The following is a 22,982-nucleotide window of genomic DNA, read 5'->3' on the forward strand; positions in this document are numbered from 1 at the left end:
CCGTCAGGGAAGATCCTTGTTGAGGCTGCGCAGCACGGGCAGGATCGTGGCATAATCGTCGGTCCATGGCGTGAAGCCGGGCGTCGTCCGCAACTTGCGCCACTCCCCGCCCATCGCCTTCAGCCGCGCGATTGTCTCGGGCGAGCGCGACAGTGCGATCCAGTCCGAGGTCGAGGCCTCGTCCATCTCTTCCATGATCGACGGGTAATAAGTGAGCTCGGCCGCGCTCCACCCGCCTGCCCTGGCCGCGGTCTCGACCACAGGTTCGAGCGACAGGAAGCGATTGGAGATGTGGACGAGGAGCAGGCCGTTCTTCGCCAGCACGCGATCATAGGTGGCGAACGCCTCCTGCGTCATCAGATGCACCGGCACCGCGTCCGACGAGAAGGCGTCGAGCACCAGCAGATCGAGGCTCGCGGACGCCGCCTCGGCAATACGAAGCCGGGCGTCGCCGAGCAGGATCGACGCGTCGGGCTTGCAGGTTTCGAGGAAACTGAACGTGTTGCGCGCAAGCCCGACCACTGCCGGATCGATCTCGTAGAAGCGCCACGACTGGCCTGGCTGCGCGTAGCAGGCGAGCGTGCCGGTCCCCAGCCCGACGACGCCGACGCGCGCGCCCGGCCCATAGAGGCTGCCCAGCGCCTGCATCGCCTGCCCCACACCCGAGCCCGGCACATAATAGGTCGTCGGCATACGCAGCCGCACCGGATCGCCGGTCAGCTGAACGCCGTGAAGCGTGGTGCCGTGCGCCAGCCGCTTCTGGTTGGGCAGTTCGGTGATCGTATAGACGCCGAAATAGCTGCGTGTGCGCACATCGCCTTCGAAGCTCATCGCCAGCGAGCGGTAGCCGCCGAACAGGAACAGCGCGCCGGTCAGCACGATCATGAACGGGATGCGGACGCCGACCGTCAGCAGGCCGATCGCGGCGATGACCAGATAGACGACGCCGCGCGTCTGCTTCTCCTCGATCGGGTTCGCGCCGAACAGGCCGAATCCGACCAGCGCGCAGATGACGATGGTGACCATCGCCACCCGCAGCATCATCCCGCCGCGGCCGGTCCGCCACAGCCGGCCCACCACCGGCAGCAGGAACGCCTGCGGTACGAGCAGACCGGCGGCGAGGATCAGGATCGGATATTCATAGGTCCAGTCGAACACGAGCGGTGCGATCAGCCCCGCGAACACGCCGCCCAGCGCGCCGCCGACCGACATGGCGAGGTAGAAGCCGGTGAGCCGGTCGGGCTCGGGCCGCAGGTCGTAGAGATGGGTGTGAAGCGCGACCGCGACCATGAACAGGAGGCCCAGCGCCATCAGCGCGTTGAGCTCGGGATTCTCGTTCTGCCCGGCGATCATCAGCCCGCCGAACATCAGGATCGTCACCGGCGCGAAGCGGGTGAGGATCTCCGCGAACCAGCGCCGTGCGGCGAAGGCGATGGTGAAGCTCAGCAGGTAGAGGCCAAGGGGCAGCACCCACAGCATCGGTACGGCAACGATATCGGTGGTGAGGAAGCTCGACGTCGCGAGCATCAGGCCCGACGGGGCGAGCGCAAGCACGATCCAGTGCGCGACGCGCGTCTTCGTCGGCGAGGGGCTGGTCGCATGGACATGCGGCTCGTCCGCCGCCTTGCGCGGCAGCGACAACGCGCACGCGGCCACCGCGACGAACACCAGCGCATAGCCGCCGGTCCACAGCCAGCTCTGTCCCTTGAGCGCGAGCCCGGGCTCGACCAGCAGCGGATAGGCAATCAGCCCGCCGAAGCTGCCCACATTCGACGCAGCGTAGAGCGCATAGGGATCACGCCCGCCCGAGGCGACCGCGAACCAGCGCTGGAGCAAGGGCGCCTGCGCCGAGATCGCGAAGAACAGCGGTCCGATCGAGGCGCCGAGCAGCCACGGCACCCAGAGCGCGGGTTCGGCATCGACCGGCAGCTGCATCGCCATCAGCCCGATCGGCAGCCACAAAGCGGCGAGCGCGAGCACGGCAAGGTGGATCATCGCCTGCTGCCGCACCGGCACGCGGCCCAGCCAATGGGCATAGGCATAGCCGCCGAGCAGCAGCGCCTGATAGACCAGCATCGCGCTGTTCCACACCGCCGGCGCGCCGCCGAGCCGCGGCAGCGCCATCCGCGCGATCATCGGCTGGACGAGGAACAGCAGGAAGCTGCCGAGCAGGATCGCGATGACGAACAGCGGGCCGCTGGCGCGCTGGAAGGCGGTGGTTGCACCCTCTTCCGCGGGCTGCGCCGGATCGGCGATTGCTTCGGCGCTCATCGCCTCCCCTTCGTTACGCGGCACTCACGGTCGAGTGATGCTGTAGGTAACCATGTGACGCAAGGGATCATCGATGGCGAAGGCGTGATGCTCGAAATCGCCCTCAGCGAGCCGCGTCATGCCGAGCCGCGCCATCATCGCCTGGCTGCGCAGGTTGCGCGCCGAGGTGATCGCGACGATGCGCGGCATGTCGAAGCTCGCCCAGGCCCAGCCGAACACCGCGGTCATCGCTTCGAGCGCATAGCCCTGGCGCCAATAGGGCTGCGCGATCATCCATCCCGCCTCGACCTCGCCGGCGATCGGATTGGGCGGATCGCCGCGCTTGAGCCCGCAAAAGCCGACCACGGCCCAGTCGGCCTTGCGCTCGACGGTGAGGAAGCCGAGCCCCTCGTGGCGATAGCCGTCGTGGCGGGCGATCGCGGCATCGCTCGCCGCCTCGTCCTTCACCGGGCCCAGGTCCGCCATCACCAGCGGATCGGCCCACATCGCGTGCAGCGCCGGGCGGTCCAGCGGCCGCGGCTTGCGCAGGATCAGGCGTTCCGTCTCGATCAAGAGCGATCTCGATCAGGCGCCGAGCAGCCGCGCCGCATGGGCGGCGTGATAGGTCAGCACGCCGCTGCACCCCGCACGCTTGAACGCCATCAGCGTCTCCAGTACCAGCGCGTCGCGCTCCCCTGCCCCCGCCGCGGCGGCGGCCTCGATCATCGCATATTCGCCGCTCACCTGATAGGCGAACACCGGCACCTCGAACCGCTCCTTCACGCGGCGGACGATGTCGAGATAGGGCAGCCCGGGCTTGACCATCACGCTGTCGGCGCCCTCGCCGAGGTCGAGCTCGACCTCGCGCAGCGCTTCCTCGGCATTGGCGGGGTCCATCTGGTAGGTTTTCTTGTCGCCCTTGAGCAGGCCACGCGAGCCGACCGCGTCGCGGAAGGGACCGTAAAAGGCCGAGGCGTACTTCGCGGCATAGGCCATGATCTGGACGTTGACATGGCCCTCGCCCTCCAGCGCCTCGCGGATCAGGCCGACGCGGCCGTCCATCATGTCGCTCGGCGCGATGATGTCGGCGCCGGCGCGCGCCTGGTTGAGCGACTGGCCGACCAGTATTTCGGCGGTGGCGTCGTTGAGGACATAGCCGGCGCCATCGACCAGCCCGTCATGGCCATGCGCAGTATAGGGGTCGAGCGCCACATCGGTAAGCACGCCGATGTCGGGCACCGCATCCTTGATCACGCGGATCGCGCGGCACATCAGATTGTCCGGGTTGAGCGCTTCGCCACCATCCTCGGTGCGAAGCTCGAGCGGGGTGTTGGGGAAGAGCGCGAGGCAGGGGATGCCGAGCGCGGCCGCTTCCTTGGCGCGCACCGCGACCTGATCGACCGACCAGCGCGACACACCGGGCAGCGAGGCGATCGGCTCCTCGATGCTCTCGCCCTCGGTGACGAACAGCGGCCAGATCAGGTCGGCCGGGGTCAGCACGGTCTCGGCATGCATCCGGCGGCTCCACGCGGCGGCACGGGTACGGCGGAGGCGAAGGGCGGGATAGTGGCTCATGGCAGCGCTGTGCCCCCTCAACCCGTGGGTTGCAAGCGCCCGGCTGGCTCGGTCGCGGCATGGGCATGCTCGGCGGCGTCCTCGGGCTCGGGCGGCACTTCGAGCACCGCGGCGCGCCACTTGCCGTAGCGATAATAGAGCGCGGCGAGCGTGAGCGAGCAGACCGAACCGATCGGGAAGGCGAACCACAGCGCATCGCTGCCGAGCCAGGGCTGTGCCCCGAACGCGAAGCCGAGGCGGACCGGGAACATGGTGATCGCGAGGATGACGAGCGGCGCGACCGTCGCGCCATTGGCGCGGACGGTGGAGAACATCACCATCGTCGCGCCGAACATCACGAAGGTCCAGCTCGCGATCAGCTGGATGTGGCGCGCGATCGGGATCGCCGGGCTGTCGCTGCCGACGAACAACGCCATCACCTCGCGGTCGAACAGGATGATGAGGACGATCACCGACAGCGTGATCGCGGTGTTGTAGATGAGGCCCGCGCGGGTGATCGCGCCGACCCGGTCCCAGCGGCCGGCGCCGATATTCTGCGCGGCCATGCTCGATACCGCGACGCCGATCGCCATCGCGGGCATCTGGATATAGGTCCAGAGCTGCTGCGAGACGGCATAGGCAGCGGCGGTATCGACGCCGAGGCGGTTGACCAGCCCGATCATCGACAGGCCGGCGGTGGACATCACCAGCATCTGCGCGCCCATCGGCAGCCCCTTGGCGACGATGGTGCCGACCAGCGCGCGCTCGGGCAGCAGGTAGCGCAGCTCGGGGCCGCGCAGGCGGATCGGCAGGTCGCGCCAATAGACATAGACGAGCAGCCCGGCCGAGGAGACGATGCCGGCGATCAGCGTGGCGGTCGCGGAGCCGGCGATGCCCATTTGCGGGAACGGGCCGATGCCCGCGATCAGCAGCGGGTTGAGGCCCGCATCGATCACCACGCTGAGCACCATAAACCAGAGCGGCGTGACCGAATCACCGGTGCCGCGCAGGCTCATCTGGATGAGCACGCCGAGCATCGAGAAGGGCAGGCCGAGGAAGATCACGCGGAGGTAGTCGCGGGCGAGGATTTCGGCATCGCCGGGGGTGGCGAGCAGATGGAGGATCTGGGGCGTGAACAGCCAGCCGAGGATCGCGATCACCACCGCTGCGCCGGTCACCAGCCCGATCGCCGAGCCGAACGCGCGCCGGGCCGCCTCGATGTCGTTCCGGCCGATCGACTGGCCGATCAGGATGGTCGCGGCCATGCCGAAGCCGAACACCGCCGAGAACATCAGGAACATGATGATGTTGGCGTTGCTGGTCGCCGCCAGCGCCTGCTCGCCGAGGAAGCGGCCGACCCAGATCGAGTTGATCGAGCCGTTGAGCGACTGGAGAATGTTCGAGCCGAGCGTCGGCAGCGCGAACAGCAGCAGCGTGCGGCCGATCGGACCCTGAGTCAGGTCGTGACGGTTGGGGGGTGGCGGCATCTTTTCCCTACCCCTTCATGCCGGACTTGTTCCGGCATCCACCGTGCGGCGAGCGCTGGACTGGAGCCTCCTGCCCCTCGTCCGGCCGCGCGGTGGACCCCGGCACGAGGCCGGGGTGACGGAGGTGGTGCCGGTTCACCCCAACCGGCCGAGCGCGGCCTGGAGCCGCGCCGCCTCGGCCGATTTCTCGGCATGATCGGCGCGGGCCTTTTCCACTGCCTCGGGTTTCGCCTTTTCGGTGAAGGCGGGGTTGGAAAGGCGGGCGTTGAGGCTGTCGCGCTCCTTCTCCGCCGCGGCGATCGCCTTGGTGAGGCGGGCGCGTTCGGCGCTCACGTCGATCAACCCTTCAAGCGGGATCACATATGTGGCTTCATCGACGACGATCTGTGCGGCGGCGCCCTGCCAGCCACCGACTTCCCGAACCTCAGCAATACGAGCAAGGCGAATGAGCGACTGATACTGTCGGTTGATGCGGTTCTGGGTCTCCCCCGATGCCTCGCGGTGAAGCAAGACAACCTGCGCACCTGGCGGCACGTTGAGCTCCGTCCGAGCACTGCGGATCTCGGAGATCAGGCGGATCAACCAGTCAATTTCCTGCGCTGCTTCAGGATCGAGCGCGCGGGCGTCGGCCATCGGCCATTTGGCGGTGATCAGCGGGTATTCGGGACGGTCGCCCAGCTTCGACCACAGCTCTTCGGTGATGAAGGGCATGAAGGCGTGGAGCAGGACAAGGATCTGGTCGAGCACCCAGCCCGCGACGAGGCGCGTCTCTTCCGCACCCTCGGCGCCTTCGGTCTGGAGCACCGGCTTGATCAGCTCGAGATACCAGTCGCAGAAGCGGCTCCACACGAACTGGTAGATCGCGTTCGCCGCCTCATCGAAGCGATAATCGGCGAAGGCGAGGTCCATCGCCTGCACCGTCGCCACCGTCTCCGCGACGATCCACTTGTTGACCGCGAGCGTCGCGGCGGGCGGCTCGATGTGCTCGCTGGCGCTTATGCCGTTGGACTGGGCGAAGCGCGCCGCGTTCCACAGCTTGGTCGCGAAGTTGCGATAGCCCTCGACGCGCTTCTCATCCATCTTCACGTCGCGGCCCTGGCTCTCCATTGCCGCCATGAAGAAGCGCAGCGCGTCGGCGCCATATTGGTCGATCAGGCCGAGCGGATCGACGACATTGCCCTTGGACTTGGACATCTTCTGCCCGTCCGCGGCGCGGACAAGTCCGTGCAGATACAGCGTCTTGAACGGCACTTCTTTCATGAAGTGCAAACCCTGCATCATCATCCGCGCGTCCCAGAAGAACAGGATGTCGAAGCCGGAGATCAGCACGTCATTGGGGTAGCGGCCGCCGAGCGTGGGATCGGTCTCGTCGGGCCAGCCCATCGTTGCAAAGGGCCAGAGGGCGGAGGAGAACCAGGTGTCGAGAACGTCCTCGTCGCGCTTGAGGGTAACGCCCTGCCCCGCCTGTGCCCGCGCCTCTTCCTCGGTCTCGGCGACGAAGATGCGGCCGTCCTCGGCATACCAGGCCGGGATGCGGTGCCCCCACCAGAGCTGGCGGCTGACGCACCACGGCTGGATGTTCTCCATCCAGTTGAAATAGGTCTTTTCCCATGACTTCGGCACGACCTTGGTCGCGCCCGAGCGGACCGCCTCGATCGCGGGTTTGGCCAGCGTCGCCGCGTCGACATACCATTGGTCGGTCAGCATCGGCTCGATCACCACGCCGCCGCGGTCGCCGAAGGGCTGCATGATCAGCTTGTCCTCGACCTTGATCATGAGGCCATCGGCATCGATGTCGGCGACAACGCGCTTGCGCGCCTCGTAGCGATCGAGCCCGCGATAGGCCTCAGGCACCAGATTGAGCGTGTCGATCTCGGCCGCGGTCGCGGTCGCGCCGCGGGCGATTTCCTGCGCGCGCGCCGCCGCCTCGGCATAGGGCGCACCGTCCGAGCGCATCGCCGCAGTATCGTCCATAAGCCGGTACATCGGGATGCCGTTGCGCTGCGCGACGCCATAGTCGTTCTCGTCGTGCGCGCCGGTGATCTTGACCGCGCCCGACCCGAAATGGGGATCGGGATAATCGTCGGTGATGATCGGGATCTGGCGGCGCAGCGCCTTGGGGCCGACCGGGATCTCGCACAATTTGCCGACGATCGGGCGATAGCGTTCGTCGTCCGGGTGCACCGCGACCGCGCCGTCGCCCAGCATCGTTTCGGGTCGGGTGGTCGCGATCGAGATGTAATCGCGCTCTTCCTCCAGCACGACGTTGCCGTCGGCGTCGCGCTCGACATAGGTGTAGGTCTCGCCGCCGGCGAGCGGGTATTTGAAGTGCCACATATGGCCCTGCACCGGGCGCGATTCGACCTCGAGGTCGGAAATCGCGGTCTTGAGCGCGGGGTCCCAGTTCACCAGGCGCTTGTCGCGATAGAGCAGGCCCTGCTTGTGCAGTTCGACGAACACCTTAAGCACGGCCTTCGAGAAGCCCTCGTCCATGGTGAAGCGCTCGTCGGACCAGTCCATCGAACAGCCGAGGCGGCGGAGCTGGCCGGTGATCGCGCCGCCGCTCTCCGCCTTCCACTTCCACACGAGGTCGACGAATTCCTCGCGCGAATAGTTGGTGCGCTTGTCCTGCCGCTCGGCGAGCTGGCGCTCGACCACCATCTGCGTGGCGATGCCGGCGTGGTCCATGCCGACCACCCAGCGCGCATCCTTGCCCTTGAGGCGCGCGTGACGGACGAGGATGTCCTGCAGCGTGTTGTCGAGCGCGTGGCCGATATGGAGCGAGCCGGTGACGTTCGGCGGCGGGTTGACGATCGTCCAGGGCTCGGCGCCGGGGCGATCGGGCCGGAACAGGCCGTTCGATTCCCAATGCGCGTACCAGCGCGCCTCGATTTCAGCGGGGTCGAAAGTCTTGGGTAGTTCGCTCATGCCCCGCCCTTAACGGGCGGAACACGCAAGGCAAGTCGTCGGACGCGTCAGTCGCGCGCCGCGGTGATCCGGGCGATCTCGCGCTGCACCATCTCCTCGACCATGCGCGGCAGGTTGGCGTCGAGCCATTCGCGCAGCATCGGGCGGAGCATCTCGCGCACCACGCCTTCGAGCGTGTCGCTGCCCGGAACATCGGGCTTCACGATCAGGCGCGACAGCGCCTCGAGCGGTCCGCGAGTCGCCTCGGCGGCGGTGGCCGACAGGATCGGCTCGGCAACCGGTGCGGGCTCGGCGGCGCTCGCCGGCTGCGCGGTCTCGGCGGCGGCGGGCGCTGCTTCAGGCTCGTCCACGACCGGATCGCTGAGCTCGAGGATCTCGTCCTCGTCATCGGCAACGGGGGGCGGTGCAGGCGCACGCGCGGCGCGGCGCGGACGGCTTGCCGCCGCCTCGCCTTCCTCGGCGATGATCCGTTTGATCGAGGACAGAATGTCCTCCATCGACGGTTCGTTACTGATGTCCCCCATTCGTCAACCCCGCGTTAGGGATAGCAGACCCGCCACCTGTCTGATTTTACGGGTGTCTGTCAACCTTTCAGCGCGGTTCGACCGGGTCGATCGGCCCCGAAACCACGGGGGTTTGCGCCGGGGTGTCGGTGGTGCGCGTCGCCTGCGGCTCGGGCGCAGGGCCGTCGCGCCAGTCGGACAGGCTGTTGCGGACGCGGTCGTAATTGGCGACCGGATCGTAGAGCGGCCCGCCATCGAGGCCAAGATCCTGCGCCTCCGCCCGGCCCATCGACGCGAGCACCGCGAAGCCGGCGACATAGGCGTCGCGCTCGGCGGTGACGAGCTGGACCTGGCTGTTGAGCAGCTCCTGCTCGGCGTTGAGGATGTCGAGGATGGTGCGGGTGCCAACGCTGTTCTCGGCGCGCACGCCCTCCAGGCTGAGGCGGTTCGCGCTGACCGCGAGCTTGCTGCTCTCGATCACGCGCAGCGCCGACTGCCACACGGCATAGGCCGAGCGCGTCTGCGCGATCACGCCGCGCTCGGTCGAGGTGACCTGCTCGATCGCGGCGGACTGGCGCGCCTGCGCCTGGCGGACCTGCGCCGCCGGACGGCCGCCCTGGAACAGCGGCAGCGAAAGGTTGACGCCCGCGGTGGTGGCGAAGCCGTCATTGGCGAGGCCGGCGAGCTGACCGGCACGGCCGACCGAGCCGAAGCGGTTGTAATAGTCGCCGCCGACGCCGACGCTGACCTGGGGGAGGCGGCCGGCGCGCGCGACGCGGACGTCATAGGCGCTGGCGTCGCGGGCCTTCTCCGCGGCGTCCAGCGCCGGATTCTCCTCGAGCGCCACACTCACCGCCTGGTCCGGCCCGGCGGGCAAGTTGGGCAGCGGCGGCGGCGGCGCGAGCGTGCCAGGCGGGGTACCGATCACGCGGATGTAATTCTCGCGGCTGCCGATCAGCGACGCCTCGGCGCCGCGCAACTGGCTCTGCGCGAGCGCGAGCCGCGCCTCCGACTGGGCGACGTCGGTGCGGGTGAGGTCGCCGACCTCGAACCGGTCCTGCGTCGCCTGGAGGTTGACCTCGAGCACGCGGACATTCTGCTGGTTCAATCGGACGATCGCCTCGTCGCGGGTCACGTCCATATAGGCGGAGACGACGTCGGTGAAGAGCTGCGCCTCGACGCTGCGCAGGCCCGCGCGTCCCGCCTCGACCCGGGTCTTCGCCGCGCGCACCGAATTGCGCACCGCGCCGCCCGAATAGACCGGAACGTTGAGGTTGACGCCGACGGTGCCCGTGCGCGGCGCGCTCACGCCGCTATCGTCGGAATCGTAGAGATTCTCGTTATAGGCCGCGGTCGAGTTGACGCCGGGAAGCCCGCGCGAGCGCGCGATCGGCACTTCCTCGTCGTCTGCGCGCAGATTGGCGCGCTCGCCGCTAAGGTCGGGATTGGTGTTGTAGGCCTTGACCATCGCTTCGCGCAGCGTCTCGGTCGGCGCCGCGGCCGGTGCCTGGGCGGCAGGCGGCGGCGTGGTCTGCGCCGCGGCGGGAATCGCCAGCCCGACAGCACTCACCCCGGCGAGGAAATGGCTCAATCGCATGCCTTGATCTTTCTTCAGAAGGTGAACCCGCGCGGCTTTTCGAACCCCGGCAGCACCGCGCACTCGATATCGGCGAAGGAAGTGAGGCCGAAGCCGCCCGCGCTGCGAACGCCTGAGGCGAGCCGCGTGACCCCGCGATCGACCAGTCCCGCGACGATCCGACCGCCCGGCCTGACCTGCTCGACCAGCGCCACCGGAACTTGCTCGACCGCGCCGTCGATGACGAGCACGTCATAGGGCGCGCCCGCGGCGTATCCGGCGTCCAGCGGCCCCTCGACCAGCTCCGCCTGACCCGCCAGCGCCGCGCGCGCGAGTCCGGCCAGCGCCGCGTCCGTTTCCACCGCCACGACCTGCGCGGCGAGCTTCGCCGCGACCGCCGCGGCATAGCCGCCCGCGGCGCCGACGATCAGCACCTTGTCCTCCGGCCGGATCGCCGCTTCGGTCAGCAGCAGCCCGGTGGCGAGCGGCGGGCTCTGCACCCGGCCATCGCCGAGGGGGAGCGAGCGATCGCGATAGGCGAAGGGGCGCTGCGATTCGGGCAGGAACTTCTCGCGTTCGACCTGCGCCATTGCCGCGACCACGCGCGCGTCATTGACGCCACTGGTGCGCAGCTGGCTCGCCACCATCGCGGCGCGCGCGGCCTGGGAACCGGGAAGATCGGCGGTTGCGGTCATCATTACTCCAGCCCTGTTCGCACAACTGTTATAGTCATGCAATACACTACGTCGATTGGCGCGCTTGTATCTTGTGGTGGCGCTATCGCCAAGCAAGCGCGGCAGCAATTTTCGCGGCGATGGTTGACATGGGCCACGGCCCCGCGCACAGCGCCCGCTCGCTCCCGAGGCCCGATGGCGGAGTGGTTACGCAGAGGACTGCAAATCCTTGCACGCCGGTTCGATTCCGGCTCGGGCCTCCAACTTCCTCACTCCTCGCGCGGCGGTGCGGTCAGGTCCATGAAGTTCCGGGCGGCCTCGCGGTCGGCCGGGTCCTCGAACGCAATGTCGAGATCGGGCGCGGCGCCGAGCATGTGCATCACCGCCCAGAGCGCGAAGCGGCGGGCGCGATCCTGCTCCAGCCCCAGATCGACCCGCATCCGCTCGACCCCCGCCTCGATCGCGCTGGGCGGGATCGAGGCGAGGTCGGCGGACCCGAAATAGCGGCGCAACTGGTCGTCGAAATCCATGCGCCGCCCTTGCGCCGGTCAGCTCGTGAAGTCGAGCTGGACGACCTTGGTCGGCGTGGCGCGGCAATAGAAGGGCGTCGACCGGTCGCCGTCGGGATAGCTCGCGGTCAGCTCGGCGCCGAAGCGCCATCCGCCATTGCCCGGCTCGATGCTGGTGATCCGGTCGAGCCGCAGGCGCGTGCCGCCGGTGACGCCGATCTGGCGCGAGGCCTCGAACAGGCAAGTTTGCAGCGAGGGCCGCGCCTCCGCGCGGACCAAGTTGAGATCGGCCGAGAGCGCCGCGGGCGGGCCGGGCGGATAGCTGGTCGGCGCTTCGGCGGCCGAATCGTTCGCCTTCTTGTTCCTGCTGGCGAGCAGCGCAACCAGGCCCGCGGCAACGGCGACGCCGCCGATGATGAGGCCGGTGCTCGGCCCCTTGTCGCGGTCGGGGCGCTCGGGACGCCAGCCGCCACCGCCGCCCCAATTGTTGCCATAGCCATAGCCGAACACGGCGCGGCAGTTGCGCACCCAGATCGAGCGCCGGTCATAGCCCCAGCCACGCCCCTGATTGCAGACCCCGCCGGTGGCGCGGAGCAGCGCGACACGGTTCTGGGTCGGGACGCTGCAAGAGCGGGTGCGGTTGTTGCGCGATTCGCAGGTGATCGTGCCGGCATAGCCCTGACCATAGCCGGGATTGGGCCGCGGCGGCCGGATGGGCGGCTGGGGGCGGCCGGGCCGCGGCGGCTGGATTTCGGGGCGAACCGGCTGCGGCAACGGAACCGGGCGATCAGGGACCGGCTGGGGCAGCGGGACCGGCCGCTGCTGCGCGGGCCTGGTCTGCGCCATCAGCGGCGCGGTGGTCTGGCCGATCATCGCGGCCGACAGGACCACCAGCTTGAACGTGCTCTTCATGCGCAGACTCCCCTATTTGGAACGCAGCCATCAAGTCGTTTCGCCGTCAGCATAGGCCCGATGCCGCGCCCCCGCAGCACAAATCAACGTAAAGAGAAGGTTGCCGCCTATTCCGCCGCCTGCGCTGGAGGTTCCTCCTCCGCTTCGGCATGGCTGGCGAGCAATTCGACCGGCGGGATGGCATCGATCTCGCGCGCGCCGGTCTCGACGTTGAGGTCTTTGAGCTTGCGCGCCGAGACCAGCGCACGCGTTTCAAGGCTGCTGGCGAACGCGTTGAAATTCTTGACCGCGGTGTTGAGACCACTGCCGACGACGCGCAGGTCGCCGAGCGCCTTGGCGAGCCGGTCGTAGAGCTCCTTGCCGAGCTCGCCGATCTGGCGCGCCTCCTTGGCCATTTTCTCCTGACGCCAGACCGCCGAAACCGTGCGGGCAATCGCGATGAGGTTGGTGGGAGTCGCCAGCAGCACGCGCTTCTCGAACGCGAAATCCCAAAGCCCGTGGTCATGCTCGAGCGCAGCGGACAGGAAATGCTCGCCGGGGACGAACATGATGACGTAATCCGGCGTCTCGTCGAACTGGGTCCAATAGGCCTTGTTGCCGAGCGCATTGACATGCGCCTTCATCGCCGCGGCGTGCTGGGCGAGGCCGGCCTGGCGCTCGCTCTCCTCGACCGCCCCGAACGCATCCTGATAGGCGTTCAACGACACCTTGGCGTCGATCACCAGCGCCTTGCCGCCGGGGACGCGGACGATCGCGTCGGGGCGGAGGCGCCCGCCCTCCTCCTGCGCGACGCTGACTTCGGTCTCGAAATCGGTGTGCTCGGAGAGCCCACAGGTTTCGAGCACGTTCTTGAGCTGCTGCTCGCCCCAGCGGCCGCGCGACTTGGGCGCGTTGCGCAGCGAGTTGACCAGCTTGGCCGCCTCGCTGCTCACCCGCTCCTGCCCGATCCGCATCTGCTCGATCTGGCCCTTGAGCTCACCGAACGCGTCGCGGCGCTCGGCCTCGACCTTCGCCACCCCCTCCTCGTAGCGCAGGAGACGTTCGTTGACCGGCTGGAGCAGCGCCTTGAGGTTCTGGCCTGCGGTGGTCTCGGATTGCTTGAAGCGGTCCTCGGCGCGCTTGAGGAAGGCCTCCTGCGTCTCGCTGAGCATCTGCCCGGCAAGCTCGCGGAACTGCCCGGTCAGCCGCTGCTCGAACCCGTCGGCCTTGACGCGCAGCTCGGTCAGCTGGAGCCGGGCGATGTCGCGCTCGTCACGGATCACACCGAGCTGGTCGCGCAGCTCGGGAAGCTCCTTGAGTCGCTCCTCGGCGCCCGCAAGGTCGACGATCGCCGCCTTGAAATCGGCTTCGCGCTTGTCGCGCTCGGCGCGGATCTCGGCGATGCGGCGGCTGGCGACGAACCAGCCGATCGCGCCGCCGAGCAGCAGCGTGAAGATCAGGGCCAGGGCGAATTCGAGCGTCACGGTTCCTCACGCGAAGTTGACAAAACTGACACAATTGACGGGTTCGGTTGACACAAAACACGTGTTTCGCGCGAAGGTGACAAGCGGTTGTCACCCTCCGACGAACGAGGAACATAGACCGAACGGACGCTGTAGGACAGGGTTAATTGCGACAACTTGTCGCCGCCTTCCATCTCGTCACCCCGGCCTTCTGCCGGGTCCAGCGGGAGGCAAGCGCCGGACACGAGGCTCTGGCTAAGCGCGCCGGGCGCCGTGGACCCCGGCACAAGGCCGGGGTGACGGTTCAGGATTTGGTGATTCAACTCGGCGCATCAGGCCAAATACCTGACTTTTCGCGCCGCACGCGCGCGTCAGGCCGCCGCTTTGCGGGCCTTGTTGAGCTTCTTCATGATCATGTCGCGCTTGAGACGCGAGAGGTGATCGAGGAAGACGATGCCCTCGAGATGATCCATCTCGTGCTGGATGCAGGTCGCGAGCAGGCCGGTGAAGACCTCGTCATGCGCCTTGCCGTTCTCGTCGAGCCATTTGACGCGGCACGTCGCCGGGCGATCGACATCGGCGAACTGGTCGGGGACCGACAGGCAGCCCTCGGTATAGGTGTTCATCTCCGCCGCGGGATCGAAAATCTCGGGGTTGATGAACACCCGCGGCTCGCGGATCGGCTTGCCTTCCTCGTCCTCCTGCTCCTGCAGGTCCATGACGATCACGCGCTTGGGCACGCCGACCTGGATCGCGGCAAGGCCGATGCCGGGAGCGTCGTACATCGTCTCGAACATGTCGGCGACCAGCGCGCGCAACTCGTCATCGACCTTGTCGACGGGCGCGGACACCAGCTTGAGGCGCGGATCAGGGACTTCGAGGATCGGTAGAAGGGACATGCGGGTAATTTAATCGAGCGCTCCCCTCCCTGCAAGGGAGGGGTCATGGGTTGCACCCCCGGAGGGGTGCCCGGCGCCGCAAGCGAGGACGCTCGCTGCGCTCGCAACCCACCCCTAGCCCCTCCCTTGCAGGGAGGGGAAGTTCAAGCGACCGGCCGCCGCGCGCGCAGGGCCTGGGCGAGCGTGCCTTCGTCGAGATAGTCGAGCTCGCCGCCGACCGGCAGGCCATGCGCGAGCTGCGTGAGGCGCACGGGATGCCCCTCCAGCCGCTCGGCGATGTAGTGCGCGGTGGTCTGCCCTTCGAGCGTGGCGTTCATCGCCAGCACCACCTCGTCAATCCCGCCCGCGGAAATGCGGGTGACCAGGCTGTCGATCGCGAGGTCTTCGGGCCGCACGCCGTCGAGCGCGGAGAGTTTGCCGCCGAGCACGTGGAAGCGGCCGGGGAACAGGCGCGAGCGTTCGAGCGCCCAGAGATCGGCGACCTCCTCGACCACGCAGAGCTGGCGCGTGTCGCGGCGCGGATCGGCGCAGATCGCGCACGGGTCGGACGTGTCGACATTGCCGCAGGTGCTGCACGTGGCGAGGCGCTGGCTGACCGCGGTGAGCGCGGCGAGCAGCGGATCGAGCGCGGTCTCGCGCTTCTTGAGCAGATGCAGCACCGCGCGCCGCGCCGACCGCGGGCCAAGGCCGGGCAGGCGCGACAGGGCTTGGGTGAGGGTTTCGATCTCGGGCGAGGCCATGCAATGTTCCCTACCCGTTCGCGGGGGCGAAGGGAAGGATGGCGCTGCGGGGCCGATTGCGGCTAGAGGCGCAGCGATGCGGATCATCTTCATGGGAACGCCCGAATTTGCGGTGCCGACGCTCGATGCGCTGGTCGATGCGGGGCATGACGTGGCGGCGGCATACAGCCAGCCGCCGCGCGCGGGCGGGCGGCGCGGCAAGGCGCTGACCCCCTCCCCCGTCCATGCGCGCGCCGAGGCGTTGGGGATCGAGGTGCGCACGCCGCTGTCGTTCAAGAAGGACCCCTACGCGGTGGCGGCGTTCGCGGCGCTGGAGGCGGATGTCGCGGTGGTCGCGGCCTATGGCCTGATCCTGCCGATGAGCGTGCTGGAGGCGCCGCGGCTGGGGTGCATGAACGTCCATGCCTCGCTGCTGCCGCGCTGGCGCGGGGCGGCGCCGATCCAGCGGGCGATCCTGGCCGGGGATGAAGAGACCGGCGTCGGGATCATGCAGATGGAGGCCGGGCTGGATACCGGGCCGGTGCGGCTGGAGGAGCGGACGCTGGTCGCGGGCAAGACCGCGGGTGCGCTGACCGACGAGCTGGCGGCGATGGGTGCGCGGCTGATGGTTCAGGTGCTGGCCGATCCGGAGGCCTATCCGGCGGTCGCGCAGGCCGAGGACGGTGTGACCTATGCCTCCAAGATCGACAAGGCCGAAGCGCGGCTGGATTTCAGCCAGCCTGCCGATGCGATTGCACGGCAGGTGCTGGCGTTCAATCCGCCGGGGGCATGGTTCGAATATGCCGGCGAGCGGATTCGAGTATTGGAGACAATCCGTCATCCCAGCGAACGCTGGGATCTTCCGTCGTCCGGCGCTGCGTCTGACGCAGGAAACCCCAGCGTTCGCTGGCGTGACGGAATGGTGGTGGATGACGCACTGACGATCACCTGTGCCGAGGGCGCGATCCGCCCTACCCTCGTCCAGCGCGCGGGACGTGGCGTCATGACCACCGCTGAGCTGCTCAACGGTTTCCCCATTCCCGCCGGGACTCAGCTTTGACCCGCTTCGCGCTCACCATCGAATATGACGGCCGCCCATTCATGGGCTGGCAGCATCAGGATCACGGGCCGAGCGTGCAGCAGGCGATCGAGGACGCGCTGCACGGCATCACCGGGGAGGACGCGCTGGTCCATGCCGCGGGGCGCACCGATGCCGGCGTGCACGCGCTGGCGATGCGCGCGCATACCGATGTGGAGAAGGATATCGCTCCGTTCCGGCTGATGGAGGCGCTCAACGCGCATCTGCGGTCGGTGCCGGTGGCGATCCTGGCGTGCGAGGCAGTAGCGGACGACTGGCATGCGCGCTTCTCGTGTATCGCGCGGCACTATGTGTACCGGATCGTCAACCGCCGCGCGCCGCTGACCTTCGACAAGGGGCTGAAATGGCGCGTGCCCGCTGAGCTGGACGCGGGGGCGATGCACGCGGCGGCGCAATTGCTGGTGGGACTGCATGACTTCACCACCTTCCGTTCGGCGCATTGCCAGTCGGCGAGCCCGCTCAAGACGCTCGACCGGCTCGACGTTGTGCGTGAGGCGGATGAGGTGACGGTGCACGCCTCGGCGCGCTCGTTTCTGCATCACCAGGTGCGCTCGATGGTCGGGTGCCTGGCGATGGTCGGGCGCGGGCAGTGGCGCGCGGACGATCTGCGCGATGCGCTGGAGGCGAAGGATCGCGCGGCGCTGGGGCTCAATGCGCCGCCCGATGGGCTTTACTTCGTGCGGGCCGATTATCCTTAGCGGCTGAAGCGCGCCGCCAGCTCGGCATGGGTGGACCAGCGGAACTGGCCGACCGGGAGGATCCAGTCGAGCCGATAGCCGCCTTCGCACAACATCTTCGCGTCGCGCGCGAACGTATTGGGATTGCACGAGACATAGGCGATCACCGGCACCTTTGACGCGGCGAGCTGCTCGGCCTGCTCTTTGGCGCCGGCGCGCGGGGGATCGAGGATCACCGCGTCGAACAGGTCGAGCTCCTTCGCCACCAGCGGGCGGCGGAACAGATCGCGATGCTCGGCGAAGACCTGGCGCTGGGCGCGGCCGGCCGCGGCCTTGAGCGAGAGGATCGCCTCGCGCGCGCCCTCCCCCGCATAGACTTTCGCCGCCGGGTCTATCGCCAGCGCGAAGGTGCCGAGGCCGGCGAACAGGTCGGCGACCGCGTTCGCACCGGCGACGGCCTCGCGCACCGCACCGACCAGCGCCGCCTCGCCCTCGGGCGTCGCCTGGAGGAAGCTCGCGGGCGGGAACGGCACGGGCACGCCGCTGAAGCTGACCGTGACCGGTTCGGGCTCCCAGCGCGGCTCGGGTCCAAGGCCGTCGTCGACCGACAGACGCGCAAGGCCGTGGCGCTGGGCGAAGCTGGTCACCGCCTCGACCGCGTTCAGGCTGTCGGTGACCAGCCCCTCGACCAGCACGTCGGGGCCCTGATCGGTGAGCGCGAGGTGGACGTTGACGCGGCGGTTGGCGGGGAGATGCGCGGCAAGCAGGCCGCGCAACGGCTGGAGCAATGCGAACAGGCGCGGATCGAGGATCTCGCATTGCTGGAGATCGATCAGCCGGTGACTCGACTGTTCGGTGAAGCCGAGATGCACCTGCCGCCCGCGCCGCTCGGCGTGGAGCGCGGCGCGGCGGCGGGTGCGCGGCGGGGAGAGGATGGGCGCGCGGATGTCGGTCTCGACGCCCTGCTGCGCGAGCGCGCCGGCGATGCGCGCGGTGAGGAACTCGGCATAGGCGGCATCATCGAGGTGCTGGAGCTGGCAGCCGCCGCATTCGGGGAAGTGGCGGCATGGCGGCGTCTGATGGCGCGGGCCTGGCGCCACGCTGCCGTCGGCACGCAGCGTGTCGCCCGGCGCGGCAAGTGGCGCGTGGCGGCCGTCGGCGGTGACGCCGTCGCCCCGTGCGGCGACGCGGACGATGGTCGCTGCCTCGTTCACAGGGTGCGCGCCAGGGCGTGCGGGAGCGCGTCCGCCAGCTCGTCGGCGAGGAAGCAGCGGTCGAGGAGGCGTGCGGCCTCGGCGTGCAGCCAGACGCCGGCGGAGGCGGCTTCGAGCAGCGTGGCAGTATTCTGGGCGAGCATGGTTGCGATGGCCCCTGCCAGAACGTCGCCCGTTCCGGCAACCGACAGCCACCCACTGGCGGGCAGCGCGACATTGGCCGAGCCGTCCGGGGCCACGATCACGGTGTCGGCACCCTTGAACACGACCACCGCGTTGCTCCGGCGTGCTGCGTGCTGCGTGCGGGCGATCTTGCTCCCCTCCACCTCACCAAACAAGGCGGCGAACTCGCCGGCATGCGGGGTGAGCACCGTCGGCGCCTCGCGTGTCACCAGCCGGTCGAGGTCGAGCAGATGCAGCGCGTCGCCGTCGATCACCAGCGGATGCGGGCTGGCCAGCGCCGCATCGAGCTTCTCGCGCGCACGATCGTCGCGGCCGAGGCCGGGGCCGATCACGACCGCGCCGACGCGCTTGTCGTCGAGAGCGTCTGCGCTCCAGCGCTGGCGGACGATGGCGTGTGGCGGGTGTGGCAAGCCGCCGGTGAGCAGCAGCACATAGCCCGCCCCGGCGCGATAGGCGGCAAGCGCGGCCAGCTCGGACGCGCCGTGCATCGGGCCGGAGATAATCGCGACCATGCCGCGGCTGTATTTGTGCGACGAGGGCTGCGGTTTGGCGAGGCGCGGAGCGGAAAGCGTCCGAACGGTTGGCTCGGCCAGGGTCTCGTCGCGTTCCAGGCCGATATCGATGGTGTGCACGGTGCCGCAATGCGCCGCCGCAGGCTGGAGAAGATGCGCGGGCTTGAGCGCGCCGAGCGCCAGCGTCACGCCGAAATTCGCGAGCCCGCGGTCGAAATCCCCGCCCGTGTCGGTCTCCACGCCACTCGGCAGGTCGACCGCAATCGACAACCGCGCATGATCCGCCAGCGTCTTGATTGCGGTCGCGACCGGCGCATCGACCGGCCGGGAGAGGCCCGTACCAAACACGGCATCGACGATGACCGGGGCAAATTGATGCGCCCCGGGCAGTTCGCCGGGAAACGCCTCAACCGGTCCGATCCAGCCGTTGCGGGCCTCCGCCGCGGCTTCGGTCCGCGGGTCGCCCAGCGCGGCGACGCGTACCCGCATTCCGTGGTTCGCCAGCACCCGCGCGGCGACATAGCCGTCGCCGCCATTGTTGCCCGGGCCGCACAGGATCAGCACTTCCCCGCCCGCGGCGAGGCGGTGGACCGTCTCCGCCACGCCCGTCCCGGCGCGCTCCATCAGCGTGGTGACGCTCGCGCCATCGGCGATCGCCCGATCCTCGGCCGCGCGCATCTGGGCCGCGGTGAGGATCGGCGCCCCTTCGGGCAGGCGCATCACGCGTCGCCTTGCGGCTTGGGCAGGAGCAGCGCGAGCAGGATCATGCGGCACTCGGCGTCGATCGTGCCGTCGACCAGCTCGGGCCGGAAGCGGCGCTGGAACGCCACGGTCGCGGCGAGCCCGTCGGTCACTTCGTAGCCGAAGCGTTCGAGCGCGAGCAGGAAGCCGGCATCAGTCCAGCCGGGATCCATCAGGTTCTTGGTCGGGCGCGGCAGCGCGAGCCGCAGCCGGGCGAGCTTGCCCCAGGGGAACAGCTCGCCCGGATCCTGCTTGCGCGCGGGGGCGATGTCGGAATGGCCGACGACGTTGCCGCGCGTGACGTGATAGCGATCCTTGATCGCCGCGGTCAGGCGGATCACCGAGTCGATCTGCTCATCCGGGAAGGGACGATAGCCGAACTCATGGCCGGGATTGACGATCTCGATCCCGACCGAGGCCGAGTTGATGTCGGTCACCCCGCGCCAGTGCGACTTGCCGGCGTGCCAGGCGCGCTTGCTCTCGTCGACCAGGCGCACGATCTGGCCGTCCTCGGCGACCAGCCAATGGCTCGACACCTTCGCCTCGGGATCGCGCAGCCGCATGATCGCTTCCTCAGCGCTCTGCATCCCGGTGTAATGGAGGACGATGATGCTGACCGGCAGCTTGCGCTCGTCGAAATTGGGCGACGGCGCGTCGATCCAGTCGAGTTCTGCCTTGTCCTGCATCATCGCTGCGAGGGATGCGGCGGCCCGCGCGGAAACGCAAGCCACGGTGCGCAGGGACGCGCCGAAACGCGGCTCGTTTCAGCCTGTACAGGCGCGGAACGGCGCGACGCGGGCGTCTCCGGCGAGATAGAGGCCGCGGAACTGGTCGCTCGGGCGGAAGGCGTCGGTCTGGCCGATCACGGTCTCGCCCGCGCCCAGCACCAGCAGGCCGCCGTCGCGGGTCGCGTCGCGCAGCGTGCGGAACACGCGCGTGCGCACGTCGGCGGCGAAATAGAGCAGCACGTTGCGGCACAGCACCAGATCGAACTTGCCCACGGGCGGCGGGTCCTTGGCGAGGTTCTGCTGGCGGAACACGATGCGCCGGGCGAGCTCGGGCCGCACGACCCACTCGCCATCGACGCTGTCGAACCAGTTCACCATGCGGCGCACCGGCAGGCCGCGCTGGATCTCGAACTGTGAGAAGCGCCCGGCGCGCGCCCGGGCGAGCGCAGCGGCGGAGACGTCGGTGGCGATGATCTCCGGCATCAGCATGCCGCGGCTCATCGCCGCCTCCTCGAACAGCATCGCCAGCGAATAGGGTTCCTGCCCCATCGAGCAGCCCGCCGACCAGATGCGCAGGCGGCGGCCCGGCGCATCGGCCTGCAGCGCCTGCGCCGCCTCGACCACCAGGTCGAGCACCGCCGCATCGCGGAAGAAGGACGTCTCATGGTTGAGCAGCGCATCGACCACCGCATCGGCGAGCGGACCGTTGCGGTCGGTGGCGAGCCGGCGGATCAGCTGGTCGAGCGAGTCGAGATCGTTGGCGCGCAGCACCGGCTTCAGCGCCGTCTCGATACGCCACGCGCGGTTGGCGGCGATCTGCTGCCCCGTGCGCTGCTCGAGCAGTGCGCCGATCGCGCCCATCGCGCCGGTCGAGGCGAAAGCCTGGGGGTGAAGCTGGATCATCCCGGCCTCCGCTGGCTCGCGATCATGCGCCCGATCTCGTCGGGCGGAAGCACTGCGCTGGCGCTCTCCGCGACCGCGCCGGGCATGCCCCACACCACCGAACTCGCCTTGTCCTGGACGATCACGCTTCCCCCGGCATCGATCAGCCGCCTGGCCCCGGTGGCCCCATCGCGGCCCATGCCGGAGAGGATCACGCCGAGCCCGCGCGCGCCGAACAGCTCCGCGACCGAATCGAGCATCGGATCGACCGAGGGCATGCAGCCGCTCGCGACGGTTTCGTGCGTCAGCCGGATCGCGCAGCCGCCGTCGCTGGTCCGCACGCAGCGGATATGTGCGTCGCCCGGGGCGACCACCATCCGGCCCGGGCGCACGCGGAGATGATCGGTCGCCACCTCGCACGAGCGCCCCGCGAGCACGGCGAGCTGCGCCGCGAAATAGCTCATGAACGACGCAGGCAGGTGCTGGGTCACCAGGATCGGCGCCTGAAAGGCCGGCGGGATCGCGCGCAGCATCTGGCTGAGCGCGTGGATGCCGCCGGTCGAGGCGCCCACGGCGACGATGTCGAACTCGCCCAGCGCCTGCTCGGCCTGGGCGGAGACGGCGGGACTTCCCTCAGCATCGAACAGGCGATCGAGGCGGTCCTCGAGCACCGCCGCGAATCGCCCGGCAAAGCTGCCGACGCCGGGTTTGACCAGCGTATCCGCCGCACCCAGCGCCAGCGCCTGGACGGCGGCCGCGGCGCCATCGTCGGCGGCGGAGGAGACCACGAGCACCTTGGCCCCCTTCCCCGCCAAGACCAGATCGGGAAGCGCGGTCAGGCCATGCGTGCCGGGCATTTCGAGATCGAGCAGGATCGCGTCGGCGCGCTCCTGCGCGAGAAAGGCGAGCGCGCTCTCGACATTGCTGACCGAGCCGGCGACGCGGAACCGCGCCATTCCCTCGATCATCCGCCCGATCACCGCGCGGGCGACCACCGAATCATCGACGATCAGGACGGGGATACCCTCGCTCGCGCGGTCCGGCGGAGGGCCGGCCGCGGCTGTGGTCCTGGCCATTGCCGCGGCCCTCAGGCGACGCCGACGATCTGGAGCTTGCTCTCGAGCGTCTCGCGGTCGAACGGCTTCATGACATATTCGTCGGCGCCCGCCTCGATCGCGGCGCGGATATAGGCCATGCCGTTCTCGGTAGTGCAGAACACCACCTTGGGCTTCTCGGGAATGCCGCTGTCCTTGAGCGCACGCAGGAAGTCCATGCCGCTCATCACGGGCATGTTCCAGTCGAGCAGCACCACGTCGGGCACCGAATCGAGGCAGGCGTCGAGCGCCTCGCGCCCGTCGCCGGCCTCGCGCACCTCGAAGTTGAGCGTTTCGAGGATGTGCCGCGCCACCTTGCGGATCACCTTGGAATCATCGACGACGAGGCAGGTCTTCATGTTGGTCCGTTCCCGGATTTAGGCGCGTTCACGGGTGGTT

At 68.9% G+C, this 22,982-nt stretch carries 21 protein-coding genes and 1 tRNA gene; 3 read left to right on the forward strand and 19 right to left on the reverse strand.

What is annotated here, in order from left to right:
- Window positions 1-3: 3 nt before the first annotated feature.
- From OK349_RS04975 to OK349_RS05010, 8 genes are all read right to left on the reverse strand, one after another.
- Complete coding sequence (locus OK349_RS04975) at window positions 4-2,271, reverse strand: fused MFS/spermidine synthase (protein WP_265116719.1); 2,268 nt, start codon at window positions 2,269-2,271, stop codon at window positions 4-6.
- Between the two features lie 24 nt (window positions 2,272-2,295).
- Window positions 2,296-2,823 carry a GNAT family N-acetyltransferase gene (locus OK349_RS04980; RefSeq protein ID WP_265116720.1) on the reverse strand — a complete coding sequence of 176 codons (528 nt, stop codon included), beginning with the start codon at window positions 2,821-2,823 and terminating at the stop codon, window positions 2,296-2,298.
- A gap of 12 nt (window positions 2,824-2,835) precedes the next feature.
- On the reverse strand, window positions 2,836-3,825 hold the full coding sequence (gene hemB, locus OK349_RS04985; RefSeq protein ID WP_265116721.1) for a porphobilinogen synthase: 990 nt from the start codon (window positions 3,823-3,825) through the stop codon (window positions 2,836-2,838).
- Window positions 3,826-3,842: 17 nt separating this feature from the next.
- Window positions 3,843-5,291 (reverse strand): MATE family efflux transporter, encoded by a 1,449-nt coding sequence (locus OK349_RS04990; protein ID WP_265116722.1) that lies wholly within the window; start codon window positions 5,289-5,291, stop codon window positions 3,843-3,845.
- Between the two features lie 135 nt (window positions 5,292-5,426).
- Entirely contained in the window at window positions 5,427-8,219 is a 2,793-nt protein-coding gene (locus OK349_RS04995) for a valine--tRNA ligase (protein ID WP_265116723.1), read from the reverse strand.
- A gap of 47 nt (window positions 8,220-8,266) precedes the next feature.
- Window positions 8,267-8,743: a DUF2497 domain-containing protein gene (locus OK349_RS05000; RefSeq protein WP_265116724.1), complete on the reverse strand. Its 477-nt coding sequence runs from the start codon at window positions 8,741-8,743 to the stop codon at window positions 8,267-8,269.
- 67 nt (window positions 8,744-8,810) lie between these two features.
- Window positions 8,811-10,319, reverse strand: a complete 1,509-nt coding sequence (locus OK349_RS05005; RefSeq protein ID WP_265116725.1) for a TolC family outer membrane protein — start codon at window positions 10,317-10,319, stop codon at window positions 8,811-8,813.
- Between the two features lie 14 nt (window positions 10,320-10,333).
- Window positions 10,334-10,996: a protein-L-isoaspartate O-methyltransferase family protein gene (locus tag OK349_RS05010; protein WP_265116726.1), complete on the reverse strand. Its 663-nt coding sequence runs from the start codon at window positions 10,994-10,996 to the stop codon at window positions 10,334-10,336.
- A 165-nt stretch (window positions 10,997-11,161) separates the two neighbouring features.
- On the opposite strand from OK349_RS05010, the gene OK349_RS05015 reads away from it, so the two are divergent.
- A tRNA-Cys gene (locus tag OK349_RS05015) sits at window positions 11,162-11,235 on the forward strand.
- Window positions 11,236-11,241: 6 nt separating this feature from the next.
- On the opposite strand, the gene OK349_RS05020 is transcribed toward OK349_RS05015, so the two are convergent.
- The 5 genes from OK349_RS05020 to recR all read right to left on the reverse strand — a co-directional run bounded on the left by OK349_RS05020 (window position 11,242) and on the right by recR (window position 15,474).
- Window positions 11,242-11,502 (reverse strand): hypothetical protein, encoded by a 261-nt coding sequence (locus tag OK349_RS05020; RefSeq protein ID WP_265116727.1) that lies wholly within the window; start codon window positions 11,500-11,502, stop codon window positions 11,242-11,244.
- Window positions 11,503-11,520: 18 nt separating this feature from the next.
- The gene (locus tag OK349_RS05025; RefSeq protein ID WP_265116728.1) at window positions 11,521-12,393 is read right to left on the reverse strand and encodes a DUF3011 domain-containing protein; all 873 of its coding nucleotides are present in this window, start codon (window positions 12,391-12,393) and stop codon (window positions 11,521-11,523) included.
- A gap of 107 nt (window positions 12,394-12,500) precedes the next feature.
- Complete coding sequence (locus OK349_RS05030) at window positions 12,501-13,856, reverse strand: DNA recombination protein RmuC (RefSeq protein WP_265116729.1); 1,356 nt, start codon at window positions 13,854-13,856, stop codon at window positions 12,501-12,503.
- Window positions 13,857-14,206: 350 nt separating this feature from the next.
- Window positions 14,207-14,734: a peptide deformylase gene (def, locus tag OK349_RS05035; RefSeq protein WP_265116730.1), complete on the reverse strand. Its 528-nt coding sequence runs from the start codon at window positions 14,732-14,734 to the stop codon at window positions 14,207-14,209.
- Window positions 14,735-14,877: 143 nt separating this feature from the next.
- Complete coding sequence (gene recR / locus OK349_RS05040) at window positions 14,878-15,474, reverse strand: recombination mediator RecR (RefSeq protein WP_265116731.1); 597 nt, start codon at window positions 15,472-15,474, stop codon at window positions 14,878-14,880.
- A gap of 76 nt (window positions 15,475-15,550) precedes the next feature.
- Here recR and fmt point away from each other — a divergent pair, with 76 nt between their 5' ends.
- Together fmt and truA are read left to right on the forward strand one after the other, a co-directional pair.
- On the forward strand, window positions 15,551-16,513 hold the full coding sequence (gene fmt, locus OK349_RS05045) for a methionyl-tRNA formyltransferase (RefSeq protein ID WP_265116732.1): 963 nt from the start codon (window positions 15,551-15,553) through the stop codon (window positions 16,511-16,513).
- The gene (truA, locus tag OK349_RS05050; RefSeq protein WP_265116733.1) at window positions 16,510-17,250 is read left to right on the forward strand and encodes a tRNA pseudouridine(38-40) synthase TruA; all 741 of its coding nucleotides are present in this window, start codon (window positions 16,510-16,512) and stop codon (window positions 17,248-17,250) included. Before fmt ends, truA begins: the two co-directional genes overlap by 4 nt.
- Here truA and OK349_RS05055 read toward each other — a convergent pair.
- The 6 genes from OK349_RS05055 to OK349_RS05080 all read right to left on the reverse strand — a co-directional run bounded on the left by OK349_RS05055 (window position 17,247) and on the right by OK349_RS05080 (window position 22,942).
- The gene (locus tag OK349_RS05055; protein WP_265116734.1) at window positions 17,247-18,443 is read right to left on the reverse strand and encodes a class I SAM-dependent RNA methyltransferase; all 1,197 of its coding nucleotides are present in this window, start codon (window positions 18,441-18,443) and stop codon (window positions 17,247-17,249) included. The two genes, truA and OK349_RS05055, sit on opposite strands and share 4 nt — an antisense overlap.
- Entirely contained in the window at window positions 18,440-19,858 is a 1,419-nt protein-coding gene (locus OK349_RS05060; RefSeq protein WP_265116735.1) for an NAD(P)H-hydrate dehydratase, read from the reverse strand. Before OK349_RS05060 ends, OK349_RS05055 begins: the two co-directional genes overlap by 4 nt.
- A complete protein-coding gene (locus tag OK349_RS05065) occupies window positions 19,858-20,565 on the reverse strand; it encodes an N-acetylmuramoyl-L-alanine amidase (RefSeq protein WP_372340535.1) in 708 nt (235 codons plus the stop codon). The genes OK349_RS05060 and OK349_RS05065 overlap by 1 nt, the downstream gene beginning before the upstream one ends.
- Window positions 20,566-20,643: 78 nt before the next feature.
- Complete coding sequence (locus OK349_RS05070; protein WP_265116737.1) at window positions 20,644-21,510, reverse strand: CheR family methyltransferase; 867 nt, start codon at window positions 21,508-21,510, stop codon at window positions 20,644-20,646.
- A complete protein-coding gene (locus OK349_RS05075; RefSeq protein ID WP_265116738.1) occupies window positions 21,507-22,565 on the reverse strand; it encodes a chemotaxis protein CheB in 1,059 nt (352 codons plus the stop codon). The genes OK349_RS05070 and OK349_RS05075 overlap by 4 nt, the downstream gene beginning before the upstream one ends.
- Before the next feature lie 11 nt (window positions 22,566-22,576).
- Window positions 22,577-22,942 (reverse strand): response regulator, encoded by a 366-nt coding sequence (locus tag OK349_RS05080; protein WP_265116739.1) that lies wholly within the window; start codon window positions 22,940-22,942, stop codon window positions 22,577-22,579.
- Window positions 22,943-22,982 lie beyond the last annotated feature (40 nt).

Origin of the sequence: Sphingomonas sp. BT-65 (assembly GCF_026107375.2) — a bacterium.
Taxonomy (GTDB): domain Bacteria; phylum Pseudomonadota; class Alphaproteobacteria; order Sphingomonadales; family Sphingomonadaceae; genus Sphingomonas.